Consider the following 21,598-nt stretch of genomic DNA (forward strand, 5'->3'; position numbering starts at 1 on the left):
GCCCGACGGCCTGGCGAGCAGATCAGCGCCCTGCGAGCGCCCCCAGCGCGCGCAGTGCGGACGAGCGCCCGGCGCGCGGCACCGTCCACAGCACCTGCCCCCGCACGCCCCAGCGGGCGAGCAGTTCGTTGGCGGCCAGGAATCCGGTGGTGGCGGCGCGCTCCATCAGCGCCACCGGAAGGTCGCAGCGCACCGAGTCCCCGGCCAGCTTCAGCCAGGTGTGCGGACCGCGTACCGTCGGGCGGCGGAGGTACGACCCGGGCGGGAAGAGCGGGCAGTCGGAGCGCCATTCGTGACGGGCGTCCACGATCCCGGCCTCCCGTGTCTCCGGGTACACCTCGTGCAGTCGGTCGATCAGTCCGGCCTCTACGGCGCCGGGGTCCGCCGCCGGATCGACGGCGTAGGCATGCAACTCGACCACGGAGCCGCCGCCGGTCCGCGCGGCCGACAGGGCGGCCTCGCTCTCGTAGCGGTCGAGGACGCTGATGTTGTCAAGACCGCCGTATCCGCTGGTGCCGAGGAACGCGGCCCGGTCGGCGCGAACCGGCCGGTCGAGCCAGAGCCTGGAGACGAGGAACGGCGGCGCCGTGCGCAGAGCCGCGATGTCCTCGCGCCAGGAGGGAGCGCCGAGGTGAGGCGACGCGGCCACCAGCTCGCGCAGTCCGCCCGCGTCGAGGGCGAGGACGACCGCGTCGTGGACCTCGGCCGAGGTCTCGGTGCGCACCTCGGCCTGCTCGTCGTCACGCGGTCGGACCTGGTGCACGGTCGTGCTCGTGCGGATGTCCGCTCCGAGGCGCTGAAGGTAGTCGCCCAGGGGATCCCAGAGCGCCTGCGGGAAAGGAGCGCCCGGGACGTCGAAGAGGAGCCCCTCGGCGGAGCCGAGGAAGTAGATGTGGAACATCAGGAGCAGTTCGGCGGCGGACAGTTCGCGGGGGTCGGCGAAGAAGCTCCGCGAGAACACCTCGAACGCCAAGTGGTGGGCTGCTTCGGGGAATCGGACGCTTTCGAGGAACGCGGTCGCGCTGACGGAGTCGAAGCGTTCGTAGACCTGCGGCACCCGCACGTCGAGGAGGGGCAGGGCCGCGCGGGGGTTCATGGCGGCAAGATCCCGCCAGCCGAACGTAGGGCTCAGAGCGACGAACCCGAGGGCGCTCAGCGGTGGTGTCCGCGGGACACGGGCGAAGCTGTCGGTGAGCCCACCGCTGTGGCGCAAGGGGTAGTCGGGGACCGGAGTGAGCCGTGTCAGGCCCGGGTCGGTGCGCCGCAGCAGCCCCCGCAGGTTGTAGTACTGACGGAAGAAGGCGTGGAAGCCACGGCTCATCGTCACCGTGGAGCCGTCGGCCAGGCGCGTGCGCCATCCGGCCAGGCGGCCGCCGAGCGCGTGCTCTCGTTCGTACACCGTCACGTGAGCGCCACGCTCGGCCAGCAGGACGGCGGCGGCGAGACCGGCGATTCCGCCCCCGATCACGGCGACGCGCGGTGCGTCCCCCGGGGCGAAGCGGTCCCGGCCCGGCCGGGGCATCAGGACTTCGGCCTTGCGGTCTCGTCCCCGCCGGGCCGTGCGCGGTGGAGCGCTCATACGGCCTGCTCGGTCGCCGCGGCGGATGAGCCGTTCCGGGCCAGGAACGTGTGCGTGATCCCCGTCTGCCAGCCTGCGACGGGAGCGGTGCGCACCCCGGTGAGTCCGGCACGGGACAACCGGTCCGCGAAGGCTGGTGCGGTGTCGAACGCGAGGACACTGCGCCACAGGTGGCGGTAGAGCGCACGGTCGCCGCTGAGTGTCCCCATGGGGATGATCACGCCCTGGCACACGGCGGTCCACAGCGCGCGGTGGATGGTCGAGCCGCTGAGGCTGTACTCGTGGATGACGAGCCTGCCACCCGGTCGCAGTCGGCTGCGCACGGACGCGAGGACGCTGTCCGGGTGCGTGACGTTGCGGAACAGATAGGCGGCGAAGACCGCGTCGAAAGGCCCTTCCTGCATCGCCGGCAGATGTTCGGCGGTCTGATGCACGAAGTTCACCCGTGCGGGCCACGGCTTGGCCCGGGCGCGCCGCAGCATCCCGGCGGAGGCGTCGACGGCGGTGATCCGGGCCTGGGGCGCGGCCTGCAGTAGCGCGCGCGTGGAGGCACCGGTGCCACAGCCGAGGTCGAGCACGTGCAGTCCCGCGCCCTCATCGGGCAGTTGGAGACGGCGTGCCGAGCGGAGCAGGTCGGTCCGGTAGCCGGGGTTCAAGCCGGTGAGGAGGTCGTAGGTGCGCGCGGCGTCGTCGAACGCATGGGCGAGGTCGTGGTCGTGCAGCAAGGCCATCATTGGCTCTCTTCGCGGGTGGGAGGGGCAGTGGGGACGGTTCGCAGGCGGCCGCGAAGGAAAGGGAGTTCGACCGCGGTGCGCAGCATGGGCCACACGGGACTGCGGATTCCGATGCCCCATTCCTCCCAGGGGCTGGTGGCACCGTCGAGGAAGCGCAGCAGACGCTCGGCCGGGGTGCGTTGGAACAGTTCGGTGAAGAATGCGGGACCGTCGATCCGCCCGGTGTCCAGTGCCCGCAGCAGCACCGCGTCGAGCGCCAGGGCCCGCCGACCATGAGCGGGAGGTACAGCCACTCGCCCGCGGCGCACACTGTCGGCGATGGCTCGGGTCTGCCGCTGCACGGCCGCGAACGTGTACCCCGTCGCCGGCCGGGTGGCACCGCCCGCTGCCCCGATCCGGTAGACGGCGGACCCCACCCGGCGCGGGAAGCGCCCGTCCGTCATCGGGATGACGCCCTGCTCCACCGCTTCCACGGTCCAGGCGCCGAGCCCCAGGACTTCGCGGCAGTAGCGGCTCAGTGCCGCGTTGTACGCGTCCGTGCTCAGGGGAGCGCGGGAGAACCGGGTGTACTCCACGAGCGCCCGGTCCGGAGCCAGCGGCAGCACGTACCCGAAGGCGAGCCCGTGCCGGGGCTGCGGAACCCGGAAGTCCATCAGGTCCGCGACCGTCGGATCGAAGTGATCCGCGGGCGTGCGCACGAACCAGCCGCGGAAGTGCTGCAGCAACTGCGTCCGGGCAGGTGGGAGCACGGGCACGGGGCGTGAGTCGAAAACCACGTCGGCCCGCAGTGTCAGGGCTCCGCCGCCGGGGAGCGTGCAGTCCACCTCGGCGCCACCGTCCACGTCACGCACCGCGTCCGCGGTCGCGCGGACCACCTGTGCGCCGGGGGATCGGGCCAGTTGGGCGTGCACCAGCCGCTCGAACGCCCCGGACCGCACCATGCGGTACCGCCACGGGGCAGGGGTGACGGTCACCGGGGTGTTGTCGGCGGAGTGCACACGCAGGCGGGACCACGAGGCGCTCACCGCCTCCTCGAAGTCGCACGGACCCTCCTCCCAGAAGCACCAGGTCCGCTCCGGCGGCCGCAGTGGCCCGTCCGGGGCCTCGACGACGGTCACCGTGGTCGAGCCGACAGCCGTCAGCCGATGCGCCAAGCTGAGTCCTGCCGCGCCGCCGCCCACGACGACCACGTCGGACCTCTCGTCGGCGGGGTGCTGAGACGCCGGCGGTGTCACCGGGCCCGCCGCTCGATCGAAGGAGCTCCGTCGGTGGAGGTGCGCAGGAGCTCCGCGTCCGCGGCCATGGCGTCCACCATGGCCGCGACGACCGTGTCCACGTCGGCGCCCGCGAGCATGGGCGGGGCACTGCCGGCCACGGGCCGGTCGGCGAAGCCTGTGTCCGTGTGGCCCGGCCGGAGTTCGAGCACCCGGACACCCGCGGTTCGTGCCTCCCGGCGTACTGCGGCGAGCCAAGCACTCAGTGCTGTCTTGGAGGCGCTGTAGTCGGCCATCCCGGGTTGCGGGCGCTCCGCGACGACACCGGTGACGGCCGCGATCAGCGAGCCGGGACCCATGACGCCGAGCGCGGCGCGGAAGAACGCCGCGGGCGCGAGGAAGTTGACCGCCGTCAGGTGCTCGGCCACCTCGTCACCGACCTCGTCCACGCTGCCGAAGGCCACCGACCCGAACACGGTCACGACGGCGTCCAGACCGCCGAGTCCGGCCACCGCCGTGTGCACGGCACGCGCGCAGGACGCCGGATCATACGCGTCGAACAGCGCGGTCGGCGCCGAGCCGTGGGCCCTCGCTGCGGCGGCCAGACGACTTGGGTCGCGTCCGGCCAGAGCAGGGCGCGCTCCTCGGCCGATCAGTTCAGCAGTGATCGCGCCGCCGAGTACGCCGGTCGCACCAGCTACCAGCACGCGCGAGCCGTGCATGTCCATGCCTCACCCCGGATCACTCACTTACCCTGTCGCACTCTCACTTCGGCCGATCGCCCGCGCACGGATGCAACGGGACATCCCGGAGACCGTCAGGCGCGTGCGACGTCTTCGAGCACCTCGCGAGCGGCCCGTGTGCCCGACGCCAGCGCGCCCTGCACCGACCCGGTCGCGCGATGGTCCCCGCACACGTACCGGCCCGGAGCGAAACGGGTCGAACGACTCAGAGGCAGCGGCGGCGGCATCGCGGGCAGCGCTCCCGCGACGGTGTAGGAGGTGAGTTGCTGCCAGCCGCTCGTGTCAGTTCCGTACAGCTCGCTCAGACGCCGGAGCACCTTGCCCGCCACGTCGGGCCCGTCCTCGCCGAGGACGGAGCTGGAGATCAGCGAGGTGCCTCGCGGTGCGTAGGTGGGGGAGACCTCGCTGAGGACACAGGTGTTCAGCACGAACCCGGTGCCGTCCACCACCAGGGTGGGTTCCGGCATCGGTGTCGCGTCGGCCGCGTGGTAGTAGGTGGTGACCGTCCGACCGGGCGGGATCCGCAGGCCGGGCAGCAGGCGGGCCGCGGTGACGGCGTCCGTCGCCACCACCACGGCCGTGGCCGGCAGCTCCGTGCCGTCGGCCAGCAGCACGCCCGCGGCTGTGAGGCGGGCAACAGGTGTCTCAAGGCGCAGGACGCCGTCCGGCAACCCGTCGGCGAGCTGTGCGGGCACGGCACCGATGCCCTCGGCGGGCAGGCCGAGCGTTCCCCTGATCATGCTGCGCCAGACCAGATGAAAGAAGCGCGCAGAGGTCTCCAGCCGGTCTTCCAGAAAAACGCCCGACAGGAACGGCCGCAGGACCTCGGTGACCACCGTGCCCGAAAGGCCCGCCCTGTTCAGTTCGGCCGAGGTGCTGCGGTCCGTGCCCCGCCTCAGAGCGCGGGCGGGCAGCAAGGTGTCCCACGCGGTGAGCGCCGCGAGCGCCACCAGGTCGCGAGGAGACAGCGTTCGATTCGACAGCAGTTGCGCGGCGGCTGTCGGCCGCCTCGTCGGATCCACGAACCCGACCGTCCCCGTGGACGTATGGGCGAAGAACCCCGGAGTGAACGGACGCAGGCGCAGGCTCCGCAGTCCCAGACGCCGCTTGACTTGGGGATACGACGTGTTGAAGACCTGGAATCCGCGGTCGAGCAAGAACCCGTCCCTGTGGTCCGTACGCATTCGGCCGCCCACACCGTCGGACGCCTCCAAAAGAGCCACCCGTTCTCCGGAGCGGCACAGATCCCGGGCACAGGCGAGCCCGGCGAGCCCGGCTCCGATGACGATGATGTCCGGAGCCGCGTGCTGTTGAACGGTCATCTCACTCCTTCGTCGGCGAACCACCTCTACACACCAAAGCCGAAGGTTCGCCACACGACAGCGGATGCCCGGCTGCGTGTCGCCCTGTTTCACAGTCCGCGCCGGCCGAGCAGCCGTAGTGCCCTTGCTCCCCAGGTCTGTGAGCTGAGGAACCGCCCGCCGTCCTGCAAGCGCCCACAGCAGCAGATGGGGTGCGGGCCTGCTCATCAGGGGCATGGGCTGCCATGTCCTTGTCGTCGGGGGCGCGGCCGGTTCGCCACGTTTCTGCGGCACGAGACCGAGCACCTGCACGGCACTCTCTGCCTCGGCTTGCCGGCCTCAACTCACCGCCTGTGCTCTGCAAGAGGCCGCCGCACGACACCGCGGTCCTGGCTGAGCACGAGGCGTGGGCGACGGCCCGGCGGGAGCGCCCGAGCACGGCCCCCACGGCCCCGAACTCGCCCACCGCCTCCCCGCCGACGTCACCGCCTGGGGAGCCGGCCGCACCGCTACTCTTGGGGCACAGGGCGTGCTTGGGTCTCGTGGCCGCCAGGTGCGTAGTGAACGGAACCGTGAGAAGGCAGTTGCAGGGTGACGGCAATCGAGAGTGCGGCGGGTGTGCTGCGCGCGGGGGGGCCTGGTGGCCTTGCCGACCGAGACCGTCTACGGTCTGGGCGCGAACGCCGAGGACGCCGTCGCCGTCGCGAGGATCTTCCGGGTCAAAGGTCGGCCGTCCTCACATCCGCTGATCGTCCACATCGCCGCCGCGGACCAGTTGGACGACTGGGTCGAGGAGGTGCCCGCGACCGCGCGCCTACTGGCCGAGCACTTCTGGCCCGGACCGCTGACCCTGATCCTGCGACGCGGTCACCGAGTGCCGCTCGAAGCGACTGGTGGTCTGGAGACGGTGGCCGTGCGTGTGCCTGACCACCCCGTGGCTCTCGCGCTCCTGTCGGCCTTCGGCGGTGGCGTCACGGCCCCGTCGGCCAACCGCTTCGGCTCGGTCAGCCCCACCACCGCGGACCACGTCCGGACGGAGCTCGGTGACGCCGTCGATTTCGTTCTGGACGGCGGCTCCTGCCAGGTCGGCGTCGAGTCGACCATCGTCGACGTCACGGGCAGGACCCCGAGCATCCTGCGACCAGGCGGGGTGACGCGTGAGGACCTCGAAGCGGTGTTGGGGCATCCGGTCGCGGTCCCGGCGACGAGCGGTGTCCGGGTGCCGGGCCAGCACCCGTCGCACTACGCGCCGCGTGCGCGGGTTGTCCTCGTCGAGCCGGAGCAGGTCGTCGCCGAAGCCGAGCGCGCCCAGGAGGCGGGGCGCCAGGTGGGCGTCCTCGTTCCCCCATCCCTCGCCGACGCCGCGGTGAAGGCCCACGCCGTGGTGGTCCTGCCCGGTTCGCTGGACGCCTACGCGCACGGGCTCTACGGGTTCCTGCGTGAGCTCGACCGGCAGGGATGCGACCTCATCGTCGCGTCCCTGCCGGTGGAGGAGGGGCTGGGGCTTGCGGTCGCCAACCGGCTTCGCCGGGCTGCGGGGCCCCGGCCCTCCGCGTGAGCGGTCACGGCCGGGGCGGTCAGGACGCGGTGGGGACCGCCGCGTCGAGGCCGCGGGTGGCGACGAGCTGGGCGCTTCCGTCGGACAGGCGGTAGGACAGCCCCACCACGGCGAGGCGACCGGCGGCCACCGCATCGGCCAGGACGCGGGAGCGTTCCAGCAGCAGGTCCACGGTGTGCTCGATGTGCTCGGCCAGGATCTCCTCGGCGCTCTCGCGTCCGGCGGCCCGGGCTGCCAGCACGCTCGGGGTCACCCGTTCGACAACGTCCCGGACGAAGCCGCCCGGCGTCTGCCCGTTCTCCAGGGCGGAGCAGGCTGCGGCAACCGCGCCGCACGAGTCATGGCCAAGGACGACGACCAACGGCGCGTTGAGGACGCTCACGCCGAACTCGATGGACCCGAGGATTTCCGTGCCGGCGACATGTCCGGCGGTGCGGACCACGAACAGGTCGCCCAGGCCGCGGTCGAAGATGATCTCGGCGGCCAGCCGGGAGTCGGAGCACCCGAACAGCACGGCGAAGGGCCGCTGGGACGGTGCGACCTCGGTGCGGCGGGTGGCGTCCTGGTTGGGGTGCTCGGGAGTGCCGGAGACGAAGCGGTCGTTACCGGCCATGAGCAGGTCGAAGGCGTCGCGGGGCGTAGGAGTCTCGGTCATGGCCGCAGCCTAGAGGCGGCACCTGCCGTGGCCGCCGGCGGTCCCGCCGGACAGCGCCGGGTCAGGTGACGTCGCCATCCCCGGCCTCACCCCCTGGCACCGGGTGAGAACGGTCCCCAAGCGGAACCTGAGCGCGCAGCGAAGCTGCCCGGCCCGTGGGGGGCTTCCGCTGCTCGTGGCGGCTATGCCGTGGGAGCCGAACGCCCCACCTCGCCACGCCGGGCGCCCAGACGGGCTCGCAGCCGGCGTCCTTGTGCCGTCGTCGCCGGTCTCGTGGTCAGCTTCAGCTTCGTCACGCTGCTGGGCGTGACGATCCTGACCGCGCTCGGTCTGCCTGGACATCGTGCGCTACGTCTGCCTTGTGCTGCTCGTCTTCGGACATGCGCTCATGCTAGGAGTCCCGCGCCGCCCGTCGGCGCGCCCCGCACCGGCCCCGGGACACGCCGCCCCACCTCACAGCGGCAGCGCGCACACCGCCATCGGCGCCCCGAACGGCGTCCCCGCGAGGGCGAGTTCACCGGTGCGCCCGTCCACGCGGAAGACGCTCACCGACCCCGACCGCTGGTTCGCGGCGAACAGCAGCCGCCCCGACGGCGCGAGGGCGATGTGCCGGGGGAAGTCCCCGCCCACGGGCACCGTGTCGAGCAGCCGCAGGCGGGCCCCGTCACGCTCGACGGCGTACCGGGTGAGGCTGTTGTCGCCGCGGTTGGCCAGGAAGGCGAAGCCGCCGTCGGCGGTCACGACGGGCTGCGCCGGGTAGCTCGTGACGCCGGGCCCGGTGCCCGTGGACTGCGGCTCGCCCGGCGAGAGCCGCCCGGTCGCGGGGTCGTAGCCGCAGACCACGACCGTGTTGTCGAGTTCGCAGGCGACGTACGCGAACCGCCCCGACGGATGGAAGGCGAGGTGCCGCGGCCCCGCGCCCGGCCGCACCGTCGCGTACGAGACGCGGCTCAGCTTCCCCGCCTTCGTGTCGAGCCGGTACGTGTACACCGTGTCGGTGCCCAGATCGACGGCGAGCACGTACCGGCCGTCCGGGGCGGTGACGATCTGGTGCGCGTGCGGACCCTGCTGCCCCGGCCCCGGCGGCGGCGTGGAGTGCGTGACGAGATCGGTGCGCTCGCCGAGCGCGCCGGACGCCTCGACCGGGTGCACGGCCACGCTGCCCGACGTGTAGTTGGCGCTGAGCAGCCAGCGGCCACCGGGGTGCACCCAGAGGTGGCAGGGCCCGGCGCCGCCGGTGCCGCGGGTGCCGAGGACGCGGTGGTCGCCGTCGGGCGAGAGCGCGATCGCGGTCACCCCGCCCTGCTCCCTCTCGTTGACGGCGTACAGCGTCCGCCCCGACGGATGCGCCGCCAGATACGACGGATCCGGTACGCCACCGAGCGTGCCGACGCCGGTCACGGCACCCGTCTCCTCGTCGTACGCGGCGAGCCCGATGCCCTTGCCGCCGCCCGGCTGCGAGGTGTACGTGCCGAGGAACAGGGGCCGTCGCCCGCGCGGGCCGGGGGCGGCCGCGGCCACGCCGGTCGTCAGGGCCGTGGCCGCGGCCAGGCCCGAACCGAGGAACCGCCTTCTGTTCATGACTCCACTCATGACTCCACCTCGCGGGTCAGTGGTGACGGATGGGGCGCACGTGGCAGACACAGTGGCCCGAACCCCGGCGACAGGCAAGAGCCGCAACCTGAGTTGCAGGATGTGCAACGCCATTCCGTGTCCTTCTTCCGCCGTGCGGGGGAGGAGGGTGGTCCGGGGGAGCGATGTGCGGGCCGCGGCAGGACGGCAGGGTCTCAGGCACAGGCCCCCGCCGTGGCGTGGCCGTCTCCTGCCGAACCGCACTCCGGAGGACCCTGTGGCGCTCCCCGCCCGCCCCGCCCGCACCGAGACCGTGCCCGCGCCGCCGACTCCCTCGTCCTCCGCCTCCGTCCCGGCCCCACCGACGCGGGGCCCCGCACCCTGGTGGCGGCGCCGGCCCGCCTGGGCGCCACGCGCCACCGCGGCCTGGGGCGTCACGTACGCCACGGCCCAGACACTGTGGGCGGCCACCGGCACCGCCGTACCGATGGCCGGGGACCGACGCACCCCGGCCGCCCTCCAACTCCTCCTGGCCGCCCTCGCCCTGCTCGCCGCCGCCGTCGGTCTCGCCACGACCAGACCGCTCACCCGCCGGGCCCGCCGTGCCGTCGGCGGCACGCTCGTCGTGCTGATCCCGGCGCTCGGCTGGGGCGTGATCGGCCTCCCCCTGTACGTCGTCGTCCTCATGTCGGGCTCGGGCCTGGAGAGCGCCACCGGCCTCGCCCACCTCCTGCTGCTCACACCCGGGACGGCCCTGCTCGGCATGGTCGCCGTCTCGTACCGCCGTCGGGGGCGCGGGCGCTGCCCCCGCTGCGGGCACCCGCATCCGGGCGACGGCGAGGGGCCGCTCAGCCACCCTGACGCGTCCACCGCGCCCCGCGGGACGCGCCTGGCGGCGTACGCGCTGTTGTGCGGGCTCCTTCCGTGGTCCGTCGTGAAGACCGTCTGGCTCCTCGGTGGTGACGCGATCGGGGTGAGCGGGGAGGCCTGGCAGCGCGAGATGGAGGCGGACGCGACCGGCGGCGCGCGGGCGCTCGCCTCGGTGGGCGTGGACGTGACGGTGCTCGCCGCGCTGCTCGGGGTGTTCCTGACGCTCGGCCTCACGCACCGCTGGGGCCAGGTCTTCCCGCGCTGGACCCTGCCCCTTGCCGACCGGCGTGTGCCCCGGCTCCTGCCGCTGATCCCCGCCTGGCTGACCGGGTTCGCCCTCGCGCTCTACGGGACGCTGCTCACGTGCGGGGCCCTGCTGATGGCGGCCGGAGTGCTGTCGAAGCCGGAGCCGGAAGGCGTGTTCACGACCGGCTCGGGGCTCGCCTGGATGGTGGCGTTCGGCGGACTCGCCTTCGGCGGGCTCGGTTGGGGACTGCTTGTCGCGGCCAGGTCGTACGCCGGACGCACCCGCCCCCGCTGCGTGTCGGGCGCGGGCGCCGTAAAACAGCCATCCACACACGTGAGTTGACGACTCGGCAGCACCAGGTCGCTACGTTGTGCGAGTGAATCTTGATGCCCGCGCCCGTGCGAGCGCAGACCTGAGGAGTCGCCGAGTGGAGCAGAGCCGTGTGACCCGGATCCGTACGACCCTGGCCGCGATGGGGGTGACGGCCGCCGTGGTGACGGTCGTCGCCGTCGCGCCCACCGCGCACGCGGCGCCGTCCGGCTCGACCACCGCCGCGACGGCGCCCGCCGCGGGGGCGAAGCCGGAGCCCTGCACCGGCGCGTTGCTCGACGATGCCCGCCTCGGCCCCAAGTGGCTGCCCAAGAAGTGGCAGAAGCCCGTCGGACCGCTCCTGAAGAAGTGGAAGCGCACCGGCAAGCTCACGCCGTCCGCCTTCCTCAAGAAGTACTGGGAGGGCCCGGCTGACTCCGGCACCTGGAAGTACCCGCCCCACGACGGTTTCGAGACGGTCAACGGCGAGGTCGACAAACACCCGGAGCAGCTGGAGAAGGGCGAGCTCCTCGACCGCTTCGGCTCCGAGTTCGGCTCGTTCCTCGCGCCCGCCGGGGACTCCTACGCGGAGCGCTCGCTGCCGCCGCAGAACCTCAACACCCGCGACGCGGCGCACGCCTGCGACTATCGCGTGTACAAGGTGGCGAAGCCGTTCTCCGTCTGGCAGGGCGGGATAGCCCCCTGGTTCGAGCAGCCCGGCGGCGGCGAGCAGATCAAGCTCGACCCGGTCTTCCTGAACCCCGGCGAGGGCCGGCGCCTGAACGTGAAGTGGCTCCTCGACCACGGCTACCTCAAGCCGGCCGCCGCGCCCGCCGACGCGAGCTGACCCAGCCGAGCTGACACGAGCCGAGTCGAGCCGTCGTGGCGGGGCGGGGCGGGTCAGCCCTCCGGGGTGATGAGCCCGCGCTCGTACGCCTTGATCAGTCGCTGCGGCACGAGATGCGTGACACCGTCCACCGTCACGGGCGCCAACTGCGGGGTGGTCGCCTTCCACTGGGCGCGGCGGTGCCGCGTGTTGCTGCGGGACATCTTCCGCTTCGGTACGGCCATGGGGTCCTCCGGGGGTGGTGCGTGCGGGTGGGGGAGAGCTGCCCAGAGGCTACATGAAAATGGATCCCATTAACAAAAGGGGACCGGTGGGCGAAGTCGCCCTGGTCCGGCCGAGTGCCGGACCAGGGCGCCACGGAGCCTCCGAGTCGGCCCCGCCTGATCCGCCCTCTGCGGACGAGCGCTCTCAGGGCCGCCCCGCCTCCGGCACCTCCTCGCCCTCCGGGACCGGACCCGGTGCCGTCCCCTTCCCGAACGGGCTGCCGCCGAGCCGCTCGCGGTGATGCGGTGTCAGCCACCCGCCTAGGTCCGGGCCGAGCGGCACGATGGCGGTCGGGTTGATGCCCGTGTGCACTTCGTAGTAGTGCCGCTTGATGTGGTCGAAGTCGACCGTGTCGCCGAAGCCCGGTGTCTGGTAGAGGTCGCGGGCGTACGCCCACAGGACCGGGTCCTCGGTCAGCTTCCGGCGGTTGCACTTGAAGTGGCCGTGGTAGACGGCGTCGAAGCGCACCAGCGTCGTGAACAGGCGGATGTCCGCCTCCGTGATGCTGTCGCCGACCAGATAGCGGCGGTCGGCGAGGCGCCGCGACGTCTCCTCCAGGCGCCGGAACACATCCCGGCACGCGGTCTCGTACTCGCTCTGGGAGGACGCGAAACCCGATCGGTACACGCCGTTGTTGACGTCGCGGTAGATGCCGTCCATCACCGTGTCGATCTCGTCGCGCAGCGCCTCCGGGTACAGATCGGGGGCTCCGGGGCGGTGCAGGGCCGTCCACTCCGTGGCCAGGTCCAGCGTCATCTGCTGGTAGTCGTTCGTGACCAGCCGGCCGCTCGGGACGTCCACGATCGCCGGGACGCTCACGCCGCCCGGATAGCCCGTCTCCCGCGCGTCGTACGCCTCGCTCAGATAGCGGATCCCGAGGACCGGGTCACGGTCGTCCGGGTCCAGCGTGAAGCGCCAACTGCGGTCGTCCTGGATGGGGTCGGTGACCGCGAGGGAGAGGGCGTCCTCCAGGCCGAGCAGTCTGCGGGAGATCAGCGCGCGGCTCGCCCAGGGGCAGGCGCGGCTCACCACCAGGCGATAGCGCCCGGCCTCCACCGGCCAGCCGTCGCGTCCGTCGGCGGTGACGCGGTCGGCGAAGTGGCTGCGCGAGCGCTTGAACGGCTTCTTGCCGTACGTGGCGTTGCCGCCCGCCTCCTCGCTGCCCGCCGATTCCTGCTCCGCGCCGCTCACCGCAGGCTCCCCTCGGGGCTAGGGGTGGGTCCGGGGACGGGCGCGGGTGGCGACAGGTCGTAGATCCTGTTCAGGAGCGCGGCCTCGTTGCCCGCGAGGCCCGCGCGGCTCAGGGCCTCGTCGGCGTCCGCGATCGGCACGGCGAGCAGCGCCGCGGTCTGCGCCGTCACGGGTCCGGACAGGGCGGCGCGTGCTGTGTGGAGGAGGCGCAAGCACGCCTGTGCCGCGGCCAGTTCGGGGTGTGTCGTGCCGGTCATGTCGGTTGGCTCCTTTGCGCGCGGTCACCAAGGTCGAAGGTGCAAGCCCCACTCTTGCGCACGGGTCTGACAATTGCCCTTCAACCACCACGCGCGTGTGCCCCGGAACCGGCGCGCGAGCCGCCCCGTCCGCCCCGGCCGGAGCCCCGCGCTCACCCCGCCCGGCGGACGAGCCGCAGCCGCAGCCCCTCCGGCATGAGCGTGAGCCGCTCGGCGACCCGCAGCCGGTAGTCCGCGTCCGGCACCAGGTCGTAGCGCCGCAGCAGCAGACCGAGCACCAATGTCGCCTCGTGCAGGGCGAACTGACGGCCGATGCAGGCCCGCGCGCCCGTGCCGAAGGGCTTGAAGACGTGCGGCGGCCGGGCGCGCACCGCGGCCGGCGTGAACCGCTCGGGGTCGAACGCCTCCGGCCGGTCGCCCCACGCCTCCTCGTCCCGGTGCAGCAGCATCGTCAGGACCAGCGCCCACGCGCCACGCCGCATCGGGTGCGTCCCGTCGAGCACCGTGTCGCGCACCGCCTCCCGCGCGAACGCCGGCGCGGTCGGCCACAGCCGCAGCGACTCGTCGAGCACCCGGCGTACGTAACGGAGCTTGGCCACCTGCTCGTACGCGGGCACCTCCGTCCGCCCCCACACCTGCTCGACCTCCTCCCGCGCGCGGGCGCACACCTCGGGATGGCACGCCAGATAGTGCAGCGCGAACGACAGGGCGCCCGACGTCGTCTCGTGCCCCGCGACGAGGAAGGTGATGACCTGGCGCCGGATGTTCTCCGCCGAGAGGCGCTCCCCGGTGTCGGGGTGGGCGACGTCGAGCATCCGGTCGAGCAGGTCGCCCGGAGCGCCGGAGGAGTCGGCGGCGCGGCGGGCCGCGACGACCTTGTCGACGGTCCGGTTGAGATACGCCATGTCGGCGGCGTTGCGCCGCTCGGACCGGCGCAGGAGCAGCGGCGCGAGCGCGGGCGGCAGGACGTTGCGCCGCTGGGCGTGGGAGAGCGTGCCGACCATCGCGGTCACGAAGGGGTGCGGCCGGGACCGCTCGAAGGAGCCGAAGTCGTGCCCGAAGCCCGTGCGGGCGATGGTCTCCAGGGTCAGCTTCGTCATGTCGCCCGCCACGTCCACGGCCCGCCCCGCGGATGCCGCGCCGTCCCAGCGGGCCGTCAGCTGCCCGGCCGCGTCCAGCATCAGCGGGTGGTAGCCCGCCATCGCCTCACGGCTGAAACCGGGCGCGAGGATGTCGTGCGCCAGCTGCCAGTTCGGCTCGTGGTTGTACGCCGTGAACAGGCCGTCGCCCGCGACCGGCCGCAGATTGGCCACCCCGAGCCCCACGTGCTTGGCGAACCGCGCCTCGTCGGCCAGGTCCGCCGCGAGCCGCGCCCCCCAGACGAACACGATCTCCTTGCCGAAGGCCTTGCGCCGGAAGACGGGCCCCAGGGCGCGGCCGATGCGCATCGAGTCCTGCACGGGTGTGCGGACGTTCGCCCCGAGCACGTCGCCGACCAGCGGCAGCCGGCGCGGCGGGTGCGGTATGCGGTGCAGCTCGGGCCAGCCCGCCTCGGCGCCGCGGAATCCCTTCGGCAGGTCCCCGGACAGCGGCTCGGCACTTCCCGTCGGCTGCGTCGTCTGCGCCATGACCGCCATCTCCCTTGTGCACAGGGCTCGTTCGAGCCTGTTGTACGTGGATTCAATAGGGGATCGAGTCTGGTCCTGTTGTTGAACCGACGTCAAGTAAGGTGCTCGTATGGTCGCGAATCCGCAGGAGCGCACGCGCCGCAGACTGAGCACCGAGGAGCGCAGGGAGCAACTCCTCACCGTGGGCGCGCGGCTGTTCGCGCAGAACCCGTACGGCGACGTCTGGATCGAGCAGGTCGCCGAGATCGCGGGCGTGTCGCGCGGGCTCCTCTACCACTACTTCCCGACCAAACGGGACTTCTTCGCCGCCGTCGTGCAGCGCGAGAGCGAGCGCATGCTGCGCCTGACGACCGCCGAACCCGGCCTTCCCGTGCGCGAGCAGCTCGGCGCCGGACTCGACGCCTTCCTGGGGTACGTCGAGGGCCACGCCCAGGGCTTCCGCGCCTTCCACCGGGCGGAGGCCGCGGGCGACCCCACGGTCCGCGAGGTCTACCGCCAGGGCCTCGCCGCCCAGGAGCGCCAGATCCTCGCCGCCCTCGCCGCCGACCCCGAGACGGCGCCCCTGGCCGCCGAACTCCCCGCCGTGCGCCTCGCGGTGCGCGGCTGGCTGGCCTTCATGGTCGCCGTGTGCCTGGAGTGGCTGGACGAGCCGGAGCTGACGCGCGCACAGGTGCGGGACCTGTGCGCGCGGGCGCTGCTCGGGGCGATCCTGCCGTAGCCGGGCCGCTCCGTGCCGGGCTGACGTCAGTCCGGCAGGAACCCCGTCGCGAAGTGCTCCGCCAGAGCCCGCCGGGCGGTCGCGGAATTCGCTGTGCCGTCCCCGGAGTCGGCGTCGGCGAGCCGTTCGGCGACCCACAGGAAGAAGTCGTCCGCGACGGTGTCGATCCAGTCGTACGCCGGGTCCGCCGGCCCCGGATCCGGCTTCGGGTAGCGCAGCTCCAGCTCCGGGCCGCGCTCCCCGAACACCGTGAAGAGCCGGTGGCCGTCCGGCTCGGACACCTGCCGCACGGCCACCGCCGCGCAGTCCCAGCGCTGCGGCCCGTACTGGAGCCAGAGGACGCCCGCGCCGTGCCCCTCGGCGTACAGCGCCGCCGCGACCGGCGGGCCGCCCCGCGCGGGTGCGTCCCGCACGTGGACGAACCCGTGGCAGCGGCCCGAGGCGGGCCTGAGCAGCCCCGTCGCGATCTCCAGCGACCACATCCGCCCGTGGTGGTCGTAGTCCTGGAGCACGACCGCGTCCGGCGGCGCGGAGGGATTCCGTGAGGCAGGCATCAGCGGCGGCGCTCCCGTCCGGGCTCCTGGTCGGCGGCGGCGCTGCTGTGCGTCGTCGCACGGGACGCAGCGGACGTTACGGCTGTACCCGTGCCCGGGAGGCGTGTGACGGCGGCGCGTCCGAGTGACGTACGGGGAGCACGGTGAGGAGGACGAAGCCCAGCGCGGCGAGGACTTCGCAGCCCGCCGCCACGAGGAGCGAGCCGGACAGCGACCAGGTGGCGACCGGGCCGCCGAGGCCCGCGCCGATCGCGAACCCGGTGATCTTCAGGCTGGCGCCGGTGGTGAAGATCTGGCCGCGCAGCCGGTCGGGGGCCTCCCGGTGGCGTACCGCGAACAGCGCGGTCAACTGGGGTCCCTCGCCCGCCCCTGCCACCGCCATCGCCACGAACAGGGCGAGGGGCGACAGGGTCGCGGCGAGGAGCAGCGCGAGGGCGAGGACGAGGACGCTGCCCAGGATCGTGGCGTCGGGCCGGAGCAGGTCGGGGCGGCGGGCCAGGAGCGCGTTCGCGAGGAGGGACGCGGCGGCGAGGGCCGCGAGCAGGAACGTGCCCGAACCGGTCGAGCCCAGGGCCCGTTCGCCGAGCAGGGGCGTGCAGGTCACCAGCATGCCGACGCCTACGTAGGACACGACGGAGGTGAGGGTGGCGCGGGCGAGGGGCCGGGCGCGGCCGATGGCGGCGAAGCCGGCGACGAGGTCGGCGACGACGGACGTGGACGGCTCGGCGCGGGCCGCGGGGGCGCGCGTCGGGAGCGTCCACGCGGCCGGGAGCGCGAGGGCGATCAGGGCCAGGGACACCACGACGCTCACCGAGGCGCCCGCCGTCATCGCGACCGCGCCGGCCAGGGCGGGGCCCGCGAGGCTCGCGGTGTTGAACGTCAGCGCGTCCAGGGCGTTGGCGCGCGACAGGTCCTCCTGGGCGGTCACACGCGGGAGTTGCGAGGTCCAGCCACCGGCGAGCGCGGGCCCGAGCAGTCCGCCGCACACGGCGGTGGCGAGGACGACGGGCAGCGGCAGCCGTCCCAGGCTCAGCAGGATGACGAGCAGCGCCGCGCAGTACACGGCCAGCGCACCGGCGAGGAGCCGCCCCGGACGCGCCGCCCGGTCGAGCAGCGCGCCGAAGACGGGCCCGCCCACGGCCGCCGACACGGTGATCGCCGCCAGGAGCGCCGATGCCGCCGACGCCGACCCCGTCACCGAGAGCCCCACCAGGAGCAGCGCGGGCCCCGACATCTCGTCCCCGGTGCGGGCGGCCGTGGCACCGGTGAGACAGAGCGTCATGTTGTAACGCTTTGACATTCGCAAGACGTTACAAGGTAACGGGGTGTGCGGCCAAGGGCGTTACCCTGACGGGCGTGAACAGGCCGAACGACGCAGCCGCCACCCCGTCCACGAGCGAGCCACAGCGCGGGTCGACGAACGAGTGGTCCACCCGCCATTCCGTGCTGCGGTCCGCCCGGCGCGCAGCCGCGCTCGTCAACGTCCTCGGCGCCGAGGACGACGACGGCGCCGCCGAGCCCACGGCCGACTCGCTCGCCGCGCTCGCAGCGGTCCTGCGCGAGTACGGCGAGACCGATCCGCTCGACCTGTCGGACGCGGACGTCACGGACATGCGCGCCGTCGCGGCCCACCTGCGCGAGGTCTTCGCCGCCCCCGACGTCGACGCGGCGGCGACCCGCCTGAACCGGCTCCTCGCCGAGGGCTGCGGCCCCGTCCGGCTCACCGCGCACGGCGGCGGCTCGCCGTGGCACATCCACCTCGACAGCGCCGACACCGCGCCCTGGGCCGAGTGGTTCCTCGCGTCGTCCTGCATGGCCCTCGCCGTCCTCGTCTGGGACCGCCAGCGGCCCCCTGGCGGAGTGTGCGCGTCGACGCGCTGCGCCGACGTGTACGTCACCGGCGGCAGCGGGGCGGAGCGCCGCTACTGCTCACCGCGCTGCGCGACCCGCGAACGGGTGGCGGACCACCGGCGCGCCAAGGAACGCCGGCCGTCCCGGCGGGACCAGGGGGCACGAGGGGCGTAAGGAGCGTGAGGAGAGCCGGTGAACTCCAGAAGGCGTACGTGTGCGCGAACCCTTCCTATGCTGACCCCATGAGGCGGACCTCCTTTGCGAATTGGCCCTGTTCCATCGCGCGCACCATGGACCTGCTCGGCGACTGGTGGACACCGCTGGTGCTGCGCGAGGCCTTCTACGGAGTCACACGGTTCGACGCGTTCCAGCAGGAGCTCGGCATCGCGCGCAACACCCTCGCCGACCGGCTGCGACGCCTGGTCGACGAGGGGCTGCTCGACAAGCGCCCGTACCAGAGCGACCCGGTGCGCCACGACTACGTACTCACCGAGAAGGGCCGGGACTTCTTCGGGGTCCTCGCCGCGATGAACAGCTGGGGCAACCGCTGGCTCAGCGGCGACGACGGCGCGCCCGTCGTCTTCCGGCACGAGCCGTGCGGCCACGAGAGCGCCGCCGAGGTCGTGTGCGCGCACTGCAAGGAACCCATGACGGCCGCGGACACCCGCCCCCGGATGGGCCCGGGCTTCCCGGCCCACCTGGCCGAACGGGCCGACGTGCGCAGGCGGTTCGCCCCGTGACAGCCCCGGACACAGTCCAGACCGAGTGCCGGATCCAGTGACAGTCCCAGCGTGAGACCAGAACCAGTGACAGCCCCAGCGCCAGCCGGACACATTTCCGTTGGTGTCGTCTTCCCTCAGGAGCCCCGATGTCCGTTCGCCGAGTCGTGCCCAACATCCCCTCGGACGCCCCCGCGGAGAGCCGGGAGTTCTACGGCCTGCTGGGCTTCGAGGAGGTCATGAACCACGGCTGGTTCATGACCCTCGCCTCCCCGGCCGTCCCGACGGCGCAGATCGGCCTCTACGCGGCCGCCGACAAAACCGCGCCGGTCGCGCCCGACATGAGTGTGGAGGTCGACGACGTGGACGCGGCCTACGCGGCGGTGCGGGACAGCGGCGCGGAGATCGTCCACCCGCTCCAGGACGAGGAGTGGGGCGTACGGCGGTTCTTCGTACGTGACCCCGACGGCCGTGTGGTCAACGTACTGAGCCACCGCTGACCCACGGCCGACGCCGGGTGCCCGTGCGTTCGCGGTCTCAGTCGCTCGTGAGCACGACGAGCCGCTGCGTCGCCCGGGTCATCGCGACATAGCGGTCGACGGCCCCCTCGATGCCCTCGCCGTACGACTCCGGATCGACGAGGACGACCAGGTCGAACTCCAGACCCTTCGACAGCTCCGGGGTCAGCGACCGGACCCGGGGCGTCGCCGGGAGCGCGCCGACGTCGGTGGCGCCCGTGGTGATGACGCACGCGGTCCCGTCGGCGTGCGTGGCCAGCCAGTCGTCGAGGACCGTGCCGAGGTCCGCGACGGAGCCGTGGTCGACGGGCAGGCCGCTGCTGCGGATGGACGTCGGCACGTTGGCGTCCGGGATCGCGGCCCGGATCACCGGCTCGGCCTCCGTCATGATCTCCTCCGGGGTGCGGTAGTTGACGGTCAGGGAGGCCGGCCTGATCCGGTCGAGTCCGGCCCGCCCGAGGCGCTCCTCCCACGACTCCGTGAACCCGTGCCTGGCCTGCGCGCGGTCGCCGACGATGGTGAAGCTGCGCGACGGGCAGCGAAGGAGCAGCATCTGCCACTCCGCGTCGGTCAGTTCCTGCGCCTCGTCCACGACGACGTGCGCGAACGGGCCCGCGAGCCGGTCCGCGTCGGCGGTGGGCAGGGCGTTCTCGTCGATCAGGCTGTCCTGGAGGTCCTTGCCGCGCAGCATCCGCACGGCGCCCTCGCTCTCGTCCCCGGCCGAGTCGATGTCGGCGGCCGTGACGATCTCGTCGATGACGCGGGACATGCGCTCGCGCTCGGCGGCGACGGCGGCGGCCTGGCGGCGCTTCAGACGGGCCGCCTCCGGGTCGCCGAGCCGCTGCCGGGCCGCGTCCAGGAGCGGCAGGTCGGACACCGTCCAGGCCTGCGGCGCGTCCTTGCGCTGGAGCCTGTGCACCTCGTCGCGGTCCAGCCAGGGCGCGCACATCCGCAGATAGGCCGGGACCGTCCACAGGTCGGAGACCAGATCGGCGGCCTCAAGGAGCGGCCACGCCCGGTCGAGGGCCGTGACGAGGTCGCGGTCCTGGCGCAGCGCGCGCAGGAACAGCTCGGGCGAGACGCCGTCCTCCTCCTCGTCCAGCCCCTGCTTGTCCATCAGGATCGAAGCCAGCTCCTCCCAGATCTGCTCCCGCGCCTCGTTGTGCGGAGTGCCGGAGCCCGGTGCCCCGAATGCCTCGGCCCAGTCGTCGGCGCTCACCCGGACCTCGGCCCAGGGCGTCGAGACGGCCATGGCCTCGGTGGGCGGCTCCTCGTAGAACGCGACGGCCTTCTCGATGGCCCGCACCATGCCCGCGGACGACTTCAGGCGGGCCACCTCCGGGTCGGCCTCGGGCTTTGCCGCCGCGCCCTCGGCGACGAGGTCCCGCAGGGTGCAGGTCTGCACGCCGTCCTCACCGAGGCTCGGCAGCACGTCGGCGACGTACCCCAGATAGGGCTCGTGCGGACCGACGAACAGGATGCCGCCGCCGCGCCGGTGGTGGCCGAGGCGGGGGTCGGAGTACAGCAGGTACGCGGAGCGGTGCAGGGCGACGACGGTCTTGCCCGTGCCGGGGCCGCCGTCGACGACGAGGGCGCCGCGGGAACCCGCGCGGATGATGGCGTCCTGGTCGGCCTGGATGGTGCCGAGCACATCACGCATCCGCTCCGACCGGTTGCTGCCGAGGCTCGCGATGAACGCGGACTGGTCGTCGAGCGCCGCGTGATGTTCGAGGCCGTCGGCGGTGAACACCTCGTCCCAGTAGTCGCTGATCCGCCCGCCGGTCCAGCGGTACCTGCGGCGGCTCGCCAGGTCCATCGGGTTGGCGTGGGTCGCCGCGAAGAACGGCTCGGCCGCGGGGGAGCGCCAGTCGATCAGGAGCCTTCGCCCCGAGCTGTCGGTGAGGCCGAGCCGCCCCACGTACAGGGGCTCGGGGTCGTCCGCGCCGACGACGCGCCCCAGGCACAGGTCGAGGCCGAAGCGGCGCAGGGCGCGCAGCCGTGCGGTCAGCCGGTGGACCTCCGCGTCCCGGTCCAGACCCTGGCGGCCGATGCCGCCGGGTGCCCTGCGCACGCTGTCCAGGCGGTCGGACAGCTCGGCGATCGTCTGCGCGAGGGTCTCCGCGATGGCCGCGAAGTGCTTCTCGTCGTCGGCGATGAGCGCCGGGTCGGCCTTGGCGTCGAGTCGGTCGGGCAGGTTGAACGCACTGGTGGTCAGGGGGGTCATGCTGGGTGAATCTCCCATTTCCGCAGGTCGGGCTGAGGTCAGCGA

The 21,598-nt window shown here is 73.1% G+C and carries 20 protein-coding genes and 1 pseudogene; 7 read left to right on the top strand and 14 right to left on the bottom strand.

The annotated features are described in order from the left end of the window. Nucleotides 1-22: 22 nt before the first annotated feature. The 5 genes from AB6L24_RS16875 to AB6L24_RS16895 form a co-directional block, all read right to left on the bottom strand. Entirely contained in the window at nucleotides 23-1,579 is a 1,557-nt protein-coding gene (locus AB6L24_RS16875) for an FAD-dependent oxidoreductase (protein WP_405656122.1), read from the bottom strand. Continuing rightward, nucleotides 1,576-2,310: a methyltransferase domain-containing protein gene (locus tag AB6L24_RS16880; RefSeq protein ID WP_405657197.1), complete on the bottom strand. Its 735-nt coding sequence runs from the start codon at nucleotides 2,308-2,310 to the stop codon at nucleotides 1,576-1,578. Before AB6L24_RS16880 ends, AB6L24_RS16875 begins: the two co-directional genes overlap by 4 nt. Further along, nucleotides 2,310-3,548 (bottom strand): lycopene cyclase family protein, encoded by a 1,239-nt coding sequence (locus tag AB6L24_RS16885; protein WP_405656123.1) that lies wholly within the window; start codon nucleotides 3,546-3,548, stop codon nucleotides 2,310-2,312. Before AB6L24_RS16885 ends, AB6L24_RS16880 begins: the two co-directional genes overlap by 1 nt. Next, a complete protein-coding gene (locus AB6L24_RS16890; RefSeq protein ID WP_405656124.1) occupies nucleotides 3,545-4,234 on the bottom strand; it encodes an SDR family NAD(P)-dependent oxidoreductase in 690 nt (229 codons plus the stop codon). The genes AB6L24_RS16885 and AB6L24_RS16890 overlap by 4 nt, the downstream gene beginning before the upstream one ends. Nucleotides 4,235-4,344: 110 nt before the next feature. Beyond that, complete coding sequence (locus tag AB6L24_RS16895; RefSeq protein ID WP_405657198.1) at nucleotides 4,345-5,592, bottom strand: NAD(P)/FAD-dependent oxidoreductase; 1,248 nt, start codon at nucleotides 5,590-5,592, stop codon at nucleotides 4,345-4,347. Nucleotides 5,593-6,162: 570 nt separating this feature from the next. Between AB6L24_RS16895 and AB6L24_RS16900 the strand changes: the two are divergent. Further along, nucleotides 6,163-7,129: pseudogene (locus AB6L24_RS16900) on the top strand (L-threonylcarbamoyladenylate synthase). A gap of 19 nt (nucleotides 7,130-7,148) precedes the next feature. On the opposite strand, the gene AB6L24_RS16905 reads toward AB6L24_RS16900, so the two are convergent. Further along, nucleotides 7,149-7,784, bottom strand: coding sequence for a carbonic anhydrase (locus AB6L24_RS16905; protein WP_405656125.1), 636 nt, complete (start codon nucleotides 7,782-7,784; stop codon nucleotides 7,149-7,151). A 453-nt stretch (nucleotides 7,785-8,237) separates the two neighbouring features. After that, a complete protein-coding gene (locus AB6L24_RS16910; protein WP_405656126.1) occupies nucleotides 8,238-9,365 on the bottom strand; it encodes a lactonase family protein in 1,128 nt (375 codons plus the stop codon). Between the two features lie 268 nt (nucleotides 9,366-9,633). On the opposite strand from AB6L24_RS16910, the gene AB6L24_RS16915 reads away from it, so the two are divergent. Together AB6L24_RS16915 and AB6L24_RS16920 are read left to right on the top strand one after the other, a co-directional pair. Beyond that, nucleotides 9,634-10,815 carry a hypothetical protein gene (locus tag AB6L24_RS16915; protein ID WP_405656128.1) on the top strand — a complete coding sequence of 394 codons (1,182 nt, stop codon included), beginning with the start codon at nucleotides 9,634-9,636 and terminating at the stop codon, nucleotides 10,813-10,815. Nucleotides 10,816-10,915: 100 nt separating this feature from the next. After that, the gene (locus AB6L24_RS16920; RefSeq protein WP_405657199.1) at nucleotides 10,916-11,629 is read left to right on the top strand and encodes a TNT domain-containing protein; all 714 of its coding nucleotides are present in this window, start codon (nucleotides 10,916-10,918) and stop codon (nucleotides 11,627-11,629) included. Nucleotides 11,630-11,682: 53 nt separating this feature from the next. On the opposite strand, the gene rpmF is transcribed toward AB6L24_RS16920, so the two are convergent. The 4 genes from rpmF to AB6L24_RS16940 all read right to left on the bottom strand — a co-directional run bounded on the left by rpmF (nucleotide 11,683) and on the right by AB6L24_RS16940 (nucleotide 14,969). After that, complete coding sequence (gene rpmF, locus AB6L24_RS16925; protein WP_380853219.1) at nucleotides 11,683-11,853, bottom strand: 50S ribosomal protein L32; 171 nt, start codon at nucleotides 11,851-11,853, stop codon at nucleotides 11,683-11,685. Between the two features lie 184 nt (nucleotides 11,854-12,037). Continuing rightward, on the bottom strand, nucleotides 12,038-13,084 hold the full coding sequence (locus AB6L24_RS16930; protein ID WP_405656129.1) for a glutathione S-transferase family protein: 1,047 nt from the start codon (nucleotides 13,082-13,084) through the stop codon (nucleotides 12,038-12,040). Next, a complete protein-coding gene (locus AB6L24_RS16935; protein ID WP_405656130.1) occupies nucleotides 13,081-13,341 on the bottom strand; it encodes a hypothetical protein in 261 nt (86 codons plus the stop codon). The genes AB6L24_RS16930 and AB6L24_RS16935 overlap by 4 nt, the downstream gene beginning before the upstream one ends. A 152-nt stretch (nucleotides 13,342-13,493) precedes the next feature. Further along, nucleotides 13,494-14,969, bottom strand: a complete 1,476-nt coding sequence (locus AB6L24_RS16940) for a cytochrome P450 (protein WP_405656131.1) — start codon at nucleotides 14,967-14,969, stop codon at nucleotides 13,494-13,496. A 109-nt stretch (nucleotides 14,970-15,078) separates the two neighbouring features. Between AB6L24_RS16940 and AB6L24_RS16945 the strand changes: the two genes are divergently transcribed. Then, nucleotides 15,079-15,687 (top strand): TetR/AcrR family transcriptional regulator, encoded by a 609-nt coding sequence (locus AB6L24_RS16945; protein WP_405656132.1) that lies wholly within the window; start codon nucleotides 15,079-15,081, stop codon nucleotides 15,685-15,687. Nucleotides 15,688-15,713: 26 nt separating this feature from the next. On the opposite strand, the gene AB6L24_RS16950 is transcribed toward AB6L24_RS16945, so the two are convergent. Both AB6L24_RS16950 and AB6L24_RS16955 read right to left on the bottom strand, forming a co-directional pair. Then, on the bottom strand, nucleotides 15,714-16,241 hold the full coding sequence (locus AB6L24_RS16950; protein WP_405656133.1) for a hypothetical protein: 528 nt from the start codon (nucleotides 16,239-16,241) through the stop codon (nucleotides 15,714-15,716). A gap of 76 nt (nucleotides 16,242-16,317) precedes the next feature. Beyond that, complete coding sequence (locus AB6L24_RS16955) at nucleotides 16,318-17,541, bottom strand: MFS transporter (protein WP_405656135.1); 1,224 nt, start codon at nucleotides 17,539-17,541, stop codon at nucleotides 16,318-16,320. 56 nt (nucleotides 17,542-17,597) lie between these two features. Here AB6L24_RS16955 and AB6L24_RS16960 point away from each other — a divergent pair, with 56 nt between their 5' ends. The 3 genes from AB6L24_RS16960 to AB6L24_RS16970 all read left to right on the top strand — a co-directional run bounded on the left by AB6L24_RS16960 (nucleotide 17,598) and on the right by AB6L24_RS16970 (nucleotide 19,311). Continuing rightward, entirely contained in the window at nucleotides 17,598-18,266 is a 669-nt protein-coding gene (locus tag AB6L24_RS16960) for a CGNR zinc finger domain-containing protein (RefSeq protein ID WP_405656137.1), read from the top strand. A 68-nt stretch (nucleotides 18,267-18,334) separates the two neighbouring features. Further along, a complete protein-coding gene (locus AB6L24_RS16965; protein ID WP_405656138.1) occupies nucleotides 18,335-18,832 on the top strand; it encodes a winged helix-turn-helix transcriptional regulator in 498 nt (165 codons plus the stop codon). Nucleotides 18,833-18,960: 128 nt separating this feature from the next. Continuing rightward, nucleotides 18,961-19,311 (top strand): VOC family protein, encoded by a 351-nt coding sequence (locus AB6L24_RS16970; protein WP_405656139.1) that lies wholly within the window; start codon nucleotides 18,961-18,963, stop codon nucleotides 19,309-19,311. 37 nt (nucleotides 19,312-19,348) lie between these two features. On the opposite strand, the gene helR is transcribed toward AB6L24_RS16970, so the two are convergent. After that, complete coding sequence (gene helR / locus AB6L24_RS16975; protein ID WP_405656141.1) at nucleotides 19,349-21,553, bottom strand: RNA polymerase recycling motor ATPase HelR; 2,205 nt, start codon at nucleotides 21,551-21,553, stop codon at nucleotides 19,349-19,351. Nucleotides 21,554-21,598: the final 45 nt, after the last annotated feature.

Source organism: Streptomyces sp. RK9 (genome assembly GCF_045070545.1).
Lineage (GTDB): Bacteria > Actinomycetota > Actinomycetes > Streptomycetales > Streptomycetaceae > Streptomyces > Streptomyces alboflavus.